Source organism: Pseudomonas nitroreducens (genome assembly GCF_024170165.1).
In the GTDB taxonomy this organism is placed as follows: Bacteria; Pseudomonadota; Gammaproteobacteria; order Pseudomonadales; family Pseudomonadaceae; genus Pseudomonas; species Pseudomonas nitroreducens_C.
The window spans coordinates 370203-381662 of record NZ_JALJXP010000006.1 but is presented as its reverse complement, the minus strand read 5'-3'; the positions used below and the strand labels follow the sequence as shown (position 1 = coordinate 381662).

At 65.2% G+C, this 11460-nt stretch carries 10 protein-coding genes; 2 read left to right on the top strand and 8 right to left on the bottom strand.

The window, feature by feature from the left end; translation table 11 throughout:
• Positions 1-78: 78 nt before the first annotated feature.
• On the top strand, positions 79-2508 hold the full coding sequence (locus J2T47_RS14990) for a penicillin-binding protein 1A (RefSeq protein ID WP_253448115.1): 2430 nt from the start codon (positions 79-81) through the stop codon (positions 2506-2508).
• Between the two features lie 176 nt (positions 2509-2684).
• Positions 2685-3152 carry a hypothetical protein gene (locus J2T47_RS14985; RefSeq protein WP_253448113.1) on the top strand — a complete coding sequence of 156 codons (468 nt, stop codon included), beginning with the start codon at positions 2685-2687 and terminating at the stop codon, positions 3150-3152.
• On the opposite strand, the gene J2T47_RS14980 is transcribed toward J2T47_RS14985, so the two are convergent.
• The 8 genes from J2T47_RS14980 to tkt all read right to left on the bottom strand — a co-directional run bounded on the left by J2T47_RS14980 (position 3146) and on the right by tkt (position 11258).
• A complete protein-coding gene (locus J2T47_RS14980; protein ID WP_253448110.1) occupies positions 3146-3640 on the bottom strand; it encodes a YgjP-like metallopeptidase domain-containing protein in 495 nt (164 codons plus the stop codon). The genes J2T47_RS14985 and J2T47_RS14980 overlap by 7 nt on opposite strands.
• Before the next feature lie 50 nt (positions 3641-3690).
• Positions 3691-4461, bottom strand: a complete 771-nt coding sequence (locus J2T47_RS14975; RefSeq protein ID WP_253448107.1) for a class I SAM-dependent methyltransferase — start codon at positions 4459-4461, stop codon at positions 3691-3693.
• 37 nt (positions 4462-4498) lie between these two features.
• Positions 4499-4912, bottom strand: coding sequence for a hypothetical protein (locus J2T47_RS14970; protein ID WP_253448105.1), 414 nt, complete (start codon positions 4910-4912; stop codon positions 4499-4501).
• Positions 4913-4985: 73 nt separating this feature from the next.
• Positions 4986-6050 (bottom strand): class II fructose-bisphosphate aldolase, encoded by a 1065-nt coding sequence (fba, locus tag J2T47_RS14965; protein ID WP_253448102.1) that lies wholly within the window; start codon positions 6048-6050, stop codon positions 4986-4988.
• A gap of 120 nt (positions 6051-6170) precedes the next feature.
• Positions 6171-6506 (bottom strand): MliC family protein, encoded by a 336-nt coding sequence (locus J2T47_RS14960; RefSeq protein ID WP_253448098.1) that lies wholly within the window; start codon positions 6504-6506, stop codon positions 6171-6173.
• Between the two features lie 423 nt (positions 6507-6929).
• Positions 6930-8093 (bottom strand): phosphoglycerate kinase, encoded by a 1164-nt coding sequence (locus J2T47_RS14955; protein ID WP_253448095.1) that lies wholly within the window; start codon positions 8091-8093, stop codon positions 6930-6932.
• A 29-nt stretch (positions 8094-8122) separates the two neighbouring features.
• On the bottom strand, positions 8123-9169 hold the full coding sequence (gene epd / locus J2T47_RS14950; protein ID WP_138213923.1) for an erythrose-4-phosphate dehydrogenase: 1047 nt from the start codon (positions 9167-9169) through the stop codon (positions 8123-8125).
• Positions 9170-9260: 91 nt separating this feature from the next.
• A complete protein-coding gene (gene tkt / locus J2T47_RS14945; protein ID WP_253448092.1) occupies positions 9261-11258 on the bottom strand; it encodes a transketolase in 1998 nt (665 codons plus the stop codon).
• Between the last annotated feature and the right edge of the window lie 202 nt (positions 11259-11460).

Here is an 11460-nt window from a genome sequence, read left to right as displayed (position 1 = left end):
TAATGTGATCAGCTTTTCCCTTTTTACCGCGCCATCCGCTTAACTCTTTCTTTTCCCTGGAAATCCAAGACCTTCCCGATGCGCCTGCTGAAGTTTCTGTGGTGGACCTGCGTCACCATTATTTGTGGAGTGCTGCTCAGTTTCAGCGGCGCCTATCTGTACCTCAGCCCGAACCTCCCGTCCGTGGAGGCCTTGCGCAATGTGCGGTTGCAGATGCCGCTGCGCGTGTACAGTGCTGATAACAAATTGATAGCAGAGTTTGGCGAGATGCGCCGAACGCCGATTCGATTTGCTGAAATCCCCCCGGATTTCACCCACGCACTGTTATCGGCTGAAGATGACAATTTCGCCAACCATTATGGCGTGGACGTCAAAAGCCTGATGCGTGCTGCCGCGCAATTATTGAAGACCGGCCACATCCAGACCGGCGGCAGTACCATCACCATGCAGGTGGCGAAGAACTACTTCCTCACCAACGAGCGCAGTTTCTCCCGCAAGATCAATGAGATCCTGCTCGCCCTGCAGATCGAGCGCTCGCTTACCAAGGACGAGATCCTCGAGCTCTACGTCAACAAGATCTACCTGGGCAACCGTGCTTACGGCGTCGAAGCTGCCGCACAGGTCTATTACGGCAAGTCCATCAAGGACCTGAGCCTGGCGCAGATGGCGATGATTGCCGGCCTGCCCAAGGCGCCGTCGCGCTACAACCCGCTGGCCAACGCAGCGCGCAGCCTGGAACGACGCAACTGGATTCTCGAGCGCATGCTCAAGCTCGGCTTCATCGACCAGCCGCGTTACCAGGCCGCCATCCAGGAGCCGGTTGGTGCGTCCTACCACGTCCAGACTCCGGAACTGGCGGCCCCGTATATCGCCGAGATGGCCCGCGCCGAACTGGTCGGCCGCTTCGGTGGCGACGCCTACACCGAAGGCTATCGCGTCTACACCACGGTACGCAGCAACCTGCAGGAAGACGCCAACACCGCCCTGCGCGAAGGCCTTCAGGACTACGATCAGCGCCACGGTTACCGTGGCCCCGAAACGCGCCTCCCCGGCAAGACTCGTGACGCCTGGCGCCAGGCCATCAGCCAGCAGCGCCCGCTGGGCGGTCTTGAACCGGCCATCGTCACCCAGGTCGAGAAGAGCGGCGCCATGGTCATGACCCGCGACGGCAAGGAGGAAGCCCTGAGCTGGGACGGGATGAAGTGGGCCCGCCCCTACCTGAGCAACAACAGCATGGGGCGCATGCCCAGCCAGCCCAGCGACGTGGTGCAGGCCGGCGACGTGATCCGCGTGCAGCGCAAGGACGACGGCTCGCTGCGGCTGACCCAGGTGCCGGCCGCGCAGAGCGCCCTGGTCTCGCTCAATCCGCAGGACGGCGCGATCATGGCGCTGGTGGGCGGCTTCTCCTTCGAACAGAGCAACTACAACCGCGCCACCCAGGCCCGTCGCCAGCCCGGCTCCAGCTTCAAGCCGTTCATCTACAGCTGTGCGCTGGACAACGGCTTCACCGCCGCCTCGCTGATCAACGATGCCCCGGTGGTGTTCTACGACGAATACCTGGACAAGGTCTGGCGTCCGAAGAACGACACCAACACCTTCCTCGGCCCGATCCCCATGCGCGAGGCGCTGTACAAGTCGCGCAACATGGTGTCGATCCGCATCCTGCAGGCCCTGGGCGTCGACCGAGCGCGCAATTGCATCAGCAAGTTCGGCCTGAACAAGGACGATCTGCCGCCGAACCTGTCCATGGCCCTGGGCACCGCGACCCTGACGCCCATGGAGATCGCCAGCGCCTGGACCGTCTTCGCCAACGGCGGCTTCAAGGTCGCGCCCTACATCGTGCAGCGCATCGAAAGCCGCGACGGGCAGGTGCTGTACCAGGCCAACCCGCCGAGCATTCCGCAGAACGAAGAGCAGGTGCAGGCGCAGCCACAAGCGGCCGCCACCGACGCCTTCGGCAACGATGACCCGAGCCAGGCCAAGACCACCATCGAGCCGGCGGCCGCCGAACGCGTCATCGATGCGCGCACCGCGTACATCATGACCAGCATGCTGCAGGACGTGATCAAGCGCGGCACAGGCCGTCGCGCCCTGGCACTCAAGCGCGATGATCTGGCGGGCAAGACCGGCACCACCAACGAATCGAAGGACGCCTGGTTCTCCGGCTTCAACGCCGACTACATGACCACCGTCTGGGTGGGCTTCGACCAGCCGGAAAGCCTCGGCCGTGCCGAATACGGCGGCAACGTCGCCCTGCCGATCTGGATGCGCTACATGGGCGCGGCACTGAAGGACAAGCCGTCGCACCTGCTGCCCGAGCCACCCGGCCTGGTCAGCCTGCGCATCGACCCGGTCACCGGCCGCGCGGCGCCTCCGGGCACCCCGGGCGCGTACTTCGAACTGTTCAAGAACGAAGACACACCGCCGTCGATGAACGAACTGGCGCCCGGCAGCGCTCCCGGCAGCGGCATGCCGGCGGACGAAGAAGCGCCGATCGACCTGTTCTGACAGAGAGGCCCCTCCCCGGAGGGGCCTTCTCATTTTCGGGAATCATTCCCGACAAAGTTATGGCATTTCGCCAAATCATTGATTAATCTGGGCTTTGCAGCGGTGAACAACCCCAGACGACCGACCCCATCCGGCGCGTCAGGGGCTTCCCGCAGCAACTTCATCAGGAGTTTCGGATGCCACGCGCCCTGCCAGGCTGGCTGTTCTGCCTGATTGCCCTTCTGCTCGGCGCGCCCTTGCTGCGCCTGCTCGCGCAACCCCGCTCGCTCGAATCAGCGCCCGACCTCGTCTATCTCGACCAGATGCTCGCCGTGCTGATTGCCAGCGCCGGCCTGGCGGGGTTGCTGATTGCCTTCCTGCTGCGCCTCGCCGGGCGAGTCCTGGTGGCGCTGGCCCTTCTGGTGCCGGCAATCGGCCTTTGCGCGTGGCACCTCACCCACACCCATCTCGGCCCGGTCTCCCCCACCACAGAGCAATACGAGTGGCTGCTGGCGGGCCTCGTGGCCTACGCACTGGTACTGGCGGGCACCAACTGGCTGAACCGGGGCGAGAGCGGCCCGCGCGCGGCGCTGCGCTACCTGGGCCTTGCCCTGCTGCTGCCGTGGTGCCTGGGGCTGCTCTATCTGGGGCGCCTGTACTACTGAGGCAGGTCGCGCCAGGTCAGGTAGACACGCAGGTCGAACTCCAGCTGGTGATAGCCGGGCAGCATGTGCTCACAGAGCTGGTAGAAGGCCTTGCTGTGGTCGCGCTCCTTCAGGTGCGCCAGCTCGTGGACGACGATCATCTGCAGGAATTCGGGGGCCGCGTCCTTGAACAGTGAGGCGACGCGGATTTCCTTCTTCGCCTTGAGCTTGCCGCCCTGCACCCGGGAGATCGCCGTGTTCAGGCCCAGCGCGCGCTGCACCACGTCCAGCTTGTTGTCGTAGAGCACCTTGTCCACCGCCGGCGCGGTGCGCATGTACTGCTGCTTGAGATCCATGGCATAGCCATACAGCGCCTTGTCGCTCTGTACGTCATGACGACCGGGATAGCGGCGCTCCAGGTACTCGCCGAGGCGGTCCTGCTCGATGAGCTGGCGCACCTGATCCTGGAGTTGTGGCGCATAGGCCTGGAGATAGCGAAGCGGCTGCATGGGAAACGGACTGGCGGAGGAAACGTCCGCCAGTCTACCGCATTCCCCGGTCAGGCCAGCGCACGGGTGCTGTAAGCCTCGGTGCGATAGGGGAAGGCAACTTCGCTGCGCCCCTTCAGCGCCGGGTGCGTGGCGATCAGCTCATGCAGTTGCTCGGCGACGCGCCGCTTCTGCTCGTCGGGCAGCGCCGCGATAAAGCTCACCGACAGAGTGCGCGCAACAATCACCTGCTCCGGCGGACCGATGTGCTGGTAGCTGAACTCGCGCAGGCGCAGGTCTTCGAAGCGCGAACCCGCAAAGGCGCGCCGCCATTGCCCGGTGTGGAAGCGCGGCGTGCTGCCTTCGTAGCGCTCGAGAATGCGCGTCACCTGGGCGACCCAGTCGACGCGCTCGTCGCGCACATTCCAGACCAGCCCGAGGTGGCCACCCGGCCGCAGCACGCGATGGATTTCTTCCAGCGCGCGCTCGTCGGCGAACCAGTGGAAGGCCTGGGCGCAGGTCAGCGCGTCGATGCTTTCCGCCACCAGCGGCATCGCCTGGGCCGTGCCACTGAGCACCTTCACCGCAGGCAGAGTGGCACTCAACTGTTCGCGCATCGCCGCCACCGGCTCGATGGCGGCGACCTGTGCACCGGTACGCAGCAATAGGGAAGTGAACTTCCCGGTACCCGCGCCGAGGTCGACCACCTCTTTGCCGGCCCCTATGCCCAGCTCTTCGCCGAGCCAGCCCAGCAGCTCTTCGGGATAGTCCGGTCGCCCGTGGGCGTAAGCTTTCGCCTCGCGGGAGAAACCCTCCTGCGCACTGTCATGTACATCCGTCATCGTGCCTCCAGAGCCGGACCGTCCCGAGCACCAGCGCTCAGCGGAACCGGCAGGTCTTTCCATCCAGATAACTACGGTAGCAGGCGAGCAGGCGCGATTCCTTGATACGGCAGCGCTTCTGCCGGCATTCGCTGGAGAACTCGAAGCGCCCACCGTCCGGATCGGCCAACTGGATGCGAATCGCCGGCCAACCCTTCTTCGGTGCCTTTTCCGGCGTGCTGAGCACGCGGTTCTCGTTCTCCACCAGGGCCGCACCCGCCTCGGCATAATCGAAGACGAACAGCAGCGTGCGCGAGGTTTTCAGCGTGCACTCCTGATGAGTCAGGCAATTCTGCGCGTCCACTGGCAGCTCCACCGGCGGCCTGGGCGGCGGTGCGGACGGCTGCGCCGGGCGCAGCGAGCAACCGGCGAGTAACGCCAGCAGTAGAACGGAAAGCAAGGCGCGCAGCATCGATGGCTTCCTTCTGGCAGATACGAAAGAGCCCCGCAGGGCGGGGCTCTTCAAGGTCAAAACCGGCGCGGGATCAGTTGACCTTCGACACCAGCTCACCCTTGGCGTAACGCTGGAACATGCCTTCCAGGGAGATCGGCTTGATCTTCGAGGCATGGCCGGCAGTGCCGAAGGCTTCGTAGCGGGCGATGCAGATATCACGCATGGCGACGATGGTCTTGGCGAAGAACTTGCGCGGGTCGAACTCGCTCGGCTGCTCGGCCATCATGCGGCGGATGGCACCGGTGGAGGCCAGGCGCAGGTCGGTGTCGATGTTGACCTTGCGCACGCCGTGCTTGATGCCTTCGACGATTTCCTCGACTGGCACGCCGTAGGTTTCCTTGATGTCGCCGCCGAACTCGTTGATCACCTTCAGCCACTCTTGCGGCACCGAGGAGGAGCCGTGCATCACCAGGTGGGTATTGGGGATGCGCTTGTGGATTTCCTTGATGCGCTCGATGGAGAGCACGTCGCCGGTCGGCGGCTTGGTGAACTTGTAGGCGCCGTGGCTGGTGCCGATGGCGATGGCCAGGGCGTCGACCTGGGTCTTCTTGACGAAGTCGGCGGCCTCTTCCGGGTCGGTCAGCAGCTGGCTGTGGTCCAGCACGCCTTCCGCGCCAACGCCGTCTTCCTCGCCGGCCATGCCGGTTTCCAGGGAGCCCAGGCAGCCCAGCTCACCTTCCACGGAAACGCCGCAGGCGTGGGCGAAGGCAACGGTCTGCTGGGTGACGCGGACGTTGTAGTCGTAGTCGGCCGGAGTCTTGCCGTCTTCCTTCAGCGAGCCGTCCATCATGACGGAGGAGAAGCCCAGCTGGATGGAGCGCTGGCAGACGTCAGGGCTGGTGCCGTGGTCCTGGTGCATGCACACCGGGATGTGCGGGAATTCTTCGATGGCCGCAAGGATCAGGTGGCGCAGGAAGGGCGCACCGGCGTATTTGCGGGCACCAGCGGAGGCCTGCACGATCACCGGGGAATCGGTCTTGTCGGCCGCTTCCATGATGGCGCGCATCTGCTCGAGGTTGTTGACGTTGAAAGCCGGAACGCCGTAGCCGAACTCGGCGGCGTGGTCCAGCATTTGGCGCATGCTGATGAGTGCCATGGTCTTCGCTTCTCCCAGAAGTCAGGCTCGGTTTCACGAGCCCCTTAACTACATGTTTGGAAGCCTGCCGCAGGGGCAGGCCGTGTTCAAGTCTTCCGGCGCATGCCGGACAATCGGCGCTCAGGGCGCCTTGCAACCACGGCCGATCAGGTCGTTGCTCTCGACCCAGTAGACCAGGCCCTGGTCACCTTTGATGCTCAAGCCGATCAGCCCGTCGCTATAGAAAGCGCCGGAGCCGCCGGGTTCCTCTTCCAGGTGATGAACCACGTCATCCTCACCCAGCTTCAGGTCGACGACCGACTTGCTGGGGTCGACGTAACGCCACCGCACCTCGGCCTGGCTGTCGCAGACCCAGTGATTCCAGCCGCCCTGCGCAGCGGAGTTGCCGCCTGTCGAGTGACTGGAACAACCCGCCACCAGCGCAAGCGCCAGGACCGGGACGAGATAACGCAGCATCGGGCGATTCTCCTTCGGGCGGACACGCCGCCGGATATCCAATACGCCAGATTGCCCGTCCCGCCGCAGGAACGCCAGTGCCGCCTGCACCGGGGCGCGGGCGGCACTGTCAGATCGTGATCCCGGCCGCCACGCCGCTGCCTCAGGGGCAGTTCACCGGCTTCTGGTCGGGCGTCGGATCGCCGCTGCTCTGGCTATCCACCCGTTCGCGGTTCTGGTCCGAGGGCACCATGACCGAGGGCGGGCTCATCACTTCACAGGTACTGGGGACTCCACCGCTTCCGGTACAGCCGACCAGCACGAGACAAAACGACAGCAGAGGGGTGACAGCTCGCATGACCGTTCTCCTTGGCATCCGTACTAGGCTTGTGACCCGGGGATGCCGCAGAGGTTTGCTTTACTGTCGCCCGCCTGCCGTGCGGATCAGGCCTTGGCGCGCTGCTCCAGCACTTCCACGGCCGGCAGGACCTTGCCCTCGACGAACTCGAGGAAGGCGCCACCACCGGTGGAAATGTAGGAGATCTGCTCGCCGATGCCGTACTTGTCGATCGCCGCCAGGGTGTCGCCACCGCCGGCGATGCTGAAGGCGGAGCCTTCGGCGATGGCCTTGGCCAGGGTCTTGGTGCCTTCGCCAAACTGGTCGAACTCGAACACACCCACCGGACCGTTCCACAGGATGGTCTTGGAGGTCTTCAGCAGCTCGGCGAACTGGGCGGCGGTCTTCGGGCCGATGTCCAGGATCATGTCGTCGTCGGCCACGTCGGCGATGTCCTTGACGGTGGCGACGGCGGTCTCGGCGAACTCCTTGGCAACCACCACGTCGACCGGCAGCGGCACGCTGACTTTGGCGGCGATGGCCTTGGCGGTATCGACCAGATCGGCTTCGTACAGCGACTTGCCGACCTTGTGGCCCGCCGCGGCGAGGAAGGTGTTGGCGATGCCGCCGCCGACGATCAGCTGGTCGCAGATCAGCGCCAGGCTGTTGAGCACGTCGAGCTTGGTGGACACCTTAGAGCCGGCGACGATGGCGGCCATCGGGCGCGCCGGGTTGCCCAGGGCCTTGCCCAGGGCTTCCAGTTCGGCAGCCAGCAGCGGGCCGGCCGCGGCGACCTTGGCGAACTTGGCCACGCCGTGGGTCGAGCCCTCGGCGCGGTGGGCGGTGCCGAAGGCGTCCATGACGAATACGTCGCACAGGGCCGCATATTGCTGGGCCAGCTCGTCGGCGTTCTTCTTCTCGCCCTTGTTGAAGCGCACGTTTTCGAACAGCACGACTTCACCCGGCTTCACTTCAACGCCGCCCAGGTAGTCCTTGACCAGCGGCACGGCGCGGCCCAGGGCCTTGGACAGGTAGTCGGCGACCGGCTGCAGGCTGTTCTCCTCGGAGAACTCGCCTTCGGTCGGGCGGCCCAGGTGCGAGCAGACCATCACCGCCGCGCCCTTCTCCAGGGCCAGCTTGATGGTCGGCAGCGAGGCCAGGATGCGCGCGTCGCTCTTGACCACACCGTCCTTCACCGGAACGTTGAGGTCTTCGCGGATCAGCACGCGCTTACCTTGGAGGTCGAGGTCGGTCATCTTCAACACGGTCATGACAGTCAGTCCTGTTGGGGCTGTTTTGATTAACGTTCGGTAGCGGCGACCCGCAGGAAGTGCCCTGCGGTGTCGAGCATGCGGTTGGCGAACCCCCACTCGTTGTCGAACCAGGCCAGCACGTTCACCAGCCGGGGGCCGGAAACGCGGGTCTGGCTGCCATCGACGATGGCCGAGTGCGGGTCATGGTTGAAATCGCAGCTGGCGTGGGGCAGCTCGGTGTAGGCCAGCAGGCCTTTCAGCGGGCCTTCGGTGGCGGCCTGGCGCAGCACGCGGTTGATCTCCTCGGCGGAGGTATCGCGGGAGACCTGCAGGGTGATGTCCAGGGCCGAGACGTTGACCGTCGGTACCCGAATGGCTTTGGCCTGGATTCGCCCGGCGAGTTCCGGCAGCAGGCGCTCGATGCCGCGTGCCAGCCCGGTGGACACCGGGATCACCGACTGGAAGGCCGAGCGCGTGCGGCGCAGGTCTTCATGGTGGTAGGCGTCGATCACCGGCTGGTCGTTCATCGCCGAGTGGATGGTGGTGATCGAGACGTACTCGATGCCCACGGCCTCGTTCAGCAACTTGAGCAGCGGCACGCTGCAGTTGGTGGTGCAGGATGCGTTGGACACCAGCGTCTCGGCGCCGGAGAGGCCCTGCTGGTTGATGCCGAAGACCACGGTGGCGTCGATGTCCGCCTCGCTGGCCATCGGCTGGGAAAACAGCACCCGCGGCGCGCCAGCGCCAAGGAAGCGCTCGCCGTCGGCGCGGGTGTTGTAGACGCCGGAGCATTCCAGCACCAGGTCGATGTCCAGGGCGCGCCAGTCGATGGCCTCGGGTTCGGCTTCGCGGAACACCTTCACGCAGTCGCCGCCCACATGCAGGCAGCCGTCGGCCACGCTCACCTCGCCGGGGAAACGGCCGTGGGTGGAGTCGAAGCGGGTCAGGTATTCCAGGCTGGCCAGGTCCGCCAGGTCGTTCAGCGCGACGATGGAGAAATCAGCCTTGGCGCCGCGTTCGTGCAGGGCACGGAAGACGCAGCGGCCGATACGGCCGTAGCCGTTGAGGGCAACTCGGTAAGGGCGCTTGGACATTGTTATCCCTTGGTGATCTTCATAGGAGCGAGCCTGCTCGCGAAGGAGCTTGCCCGGTTCGCGAGCAAGCTCGCTCCTACAAGAGCCTCGATCAGGCTTCGAGCAGCTCGGCGGCGACTTCCAGCACGTTCTCGACGGTGAAGCCGAAGTGCTCGAACAGCGCCGGGGCCGGGGCCGACTCACCGAAGGTGGTCATGCCGATGACGCGGCCTTCCAGACCGACGTACTTGTACCAGTAGTCAGCGTGGGCAGCTTCGATGGCGATACGCGCTGCCACCTGGACCGGCAGCACGGCCTGCTTGTAGCCGGCGTCCTGCTGGTCGAAGACGCTGGTGGACGGCATGGAGACCACGCGCACCTTGCGGCCTTCGGCGCTGAGCTTGTCGAACGCCTGGACGGCCAGACCGACTTCGGAGCCGGTGGCGATCAGGATCAGTTCCGGCTCGCCGTCGCAGTCCTTCAGCACGTAGGCGCCACGGGCCACGTCGGCCAGCTGGGCAGCGTCGCGCGGCTGGTGCGGCAGGTTCTGGCGGCTGAAGATCAGCGCGGACGGACCGTCGGCCCGCTCGATGGCGTACTTCCAGGCCACCGCGGATTCCACCGCGTCGGCCGGGCGCCAGGTGTCCAGGTTCGGCGTCAGGCGCAGGCTGGCCAGCTGCTCGATCGGCTGGTGGGTCGGGCCGTCTTCGCCCAGACCGATGGAGTCGTGGGTGAACACGTAGAGCACGCGCTGCTTCATCAGGGCGGACATGCGCACTGCGTTGCGGGCGTATTCCATGAAGATCAGGAAGGTCGCGCCGTAGGGGATGAAGCCGCCGTGCAGGGCCACGCCGTTCATGATGGCGCTCATGCCGAACTCGCGTACGCCGTAGAACAGGTAGTTGCCGTTGGCGTCGTCGGCGCTCACACCCTTGCAGCCTTTCCACAGGGTCAGGTTGGAACCGGCGAGGTCGGCGGAGCCGCCCAGCAGTTCCGGCAGCAGCGGGCCGAAGGCGTTCAGGGCGTTCTGGCTGGCCTTGCGGCTGGCGATGGTCTCGCCCTTGATGGCGACGTCGGCGACGTAGGCAGCGGCCTTCTCGGCGAAATCGGCCGGCAGCTCACCGGCAACGCGGCGCTCGAACTCGGCGGCCAGTTCCGGGTGCGCGGCCTGGTAGGCGGCGAAACGCTTGTTCCACTCGGCTTCGCGGCTGGCGCCGGTGTCCTTGGCGCTCCACTCGGCGTAGATGTCCGCCGGGACTTCGAACGGCGCGTGGTTCCAGCCCAGCGCGGCGCGGGTGGCGGCCACTTCGTCGACGCCCAGGGCGGCGCCGTGGCTTTCTTCCTTGCCCTGTTTGTTCGGCGAACCGAAGCCGATGATGGTCTTGCAGCAGATCAGGGTCGGCACGTCGCTCTTGCGGGCGGTCTCGATGGCGGTCTTGATCTCGTCGGCGTCATGCCCGTCGACGTTGCGGATCACCTGCCAGCCGTAGGCCTCGAAGCGCTTGGGGGTGTCGTCGGTGAACCAGCCGTGGACTTCGCCATCGATGGAGATGCCGTTGTCATCGTAGAAGGCGACCAGCTTGTTCAGGCGCAGGGTGCCGGCCAGCGAAGCGACTTCATGGGAGATACCCTCCATCATGCAGCCGTCGCCCAGGAAGGCGTAGGTGTAGTGGTCGACGATGCTGTGGCCGTCACGGTTGAACTGCGCAGCCAGCACTTTCTCGGCCAGCGCCATGCCCACGGCATTGGCGATGCCCTGGCCCAGCGGGCCGGTGGTGGTCTCGATGCCGGCGGTGTAGCCGTACTCCGGGTGGCCCGGGGTGCGCGAGTGCATCTGGCGGAAGTTCTTCAGGTCATCGACGGTGACGTCGTAGCCGGTGAGGTGCAGCAGCGAGTAGATCAGCATCGAGCCGTGGCCGTTGGACAGCACGAAGCGGTCACGGTCAGCCCACTGCGGGTTGCTCGGGTTGTGCTTGAGGAATTCGCGCCAGAGGACTTCGGCGATATCCGCCATGCCCATGGGGGCGCCGGGATGGCCGCTGTTGGCTTTCTGCACGGCATCCATGCTCAGTGCGCGGATGGCGTTGGCTCGCTCACGACGGCTGGGCATCGCTAATCTCCTGCGGGGGCTGCTTCGAAAGATCGAAGGGAATGAAAAAAGGCCGGTATTTTCGCCCAGCCAGGGCCTGCGGGGCAATGACAGATCGGCAGATGCCTGATGCAAGGCACAGGCGGGAGTGGTCTGACTGATCAAAAACCGCCCATCCGCCAATATCAAAACTTTTTGATACAGCTATTGCCCACCCCGGAAG

Excerpts from the sequence above, each read along its gene's own strand:
- J2T47_RS14990 (WP_253448115.1), top strand. The coding sequence starts at position 79 with ATGCGCCTGCTGAAGTTTCTGTGGTGGACCTGCGTCACCATTATTTGT.
- J2T47_RS14985 (WP_253448113.1), top strand. The coding sequence starts at position 2,685 with ATGCCACGCGCCCTGCCAGGCTGGCTGTTCTGCCTGATTGCCCTTCTG.
- J2T47_RS14980 (WP_253448110.1), bottom strand. The coding sequence starts at position 3,640 with ATGCAGCCGCTTCGCTATCTCCAGGCCTATGCGCCACAACTCCAGGAT.
- J2T47_RS14975 (WP_253448107.1), bottom strand. The coding sequence starts at position 4,461 with ATGACGGATGTACATGACAGTGCGCAGGAGGGTTTCTCCCGCGAGGCG.
- J2T47_RS14970 (WP_253448105.1), bottom strand. The coding sequence starts at position 4,912 with ATGCTGCGCGCCTTGCTTTCCGTTCTACTGCTGGCGTTACTCGCCGGT.
- fba (WP_253448102.1), bottom strand. The coding sequence starts at position 6,050 with ATGGCACTCATCAGCATGCGCCAAATGCTGGACCACGCCGCCGAGTTC.
- J2T47_RS14960 (WP_253448098.1), bottom strand. The coding sequence starts at position 6,506 with ATGCTGCGTTATCTCGTCCCGGTCCTGGCGCTTGCGCTGGTGGCGGGT.
- J2T47_RS14955 (WP_253448095.1), bottom strand. The coding sequence starts at position 8,093 with ATGACCGTGTTGAAGATGACCGACCTCGACCTCCAAGGTAAGCGCGTG.
- epd (WP_138213923.1), bottom strand. The coding sequence starts at position 9,169 with ATGTCCAAGCGCCCTTACCGAGTTGCCCTCAACGGCTACGGCCGTATC.
- tkt (WP_253448092.1), bottom strand. The coding sequence starts at position 11,258 with ATGCCCAGCCGTCGTGAGCGAGCCAACGCCATCCGCGCACTGAGCATG.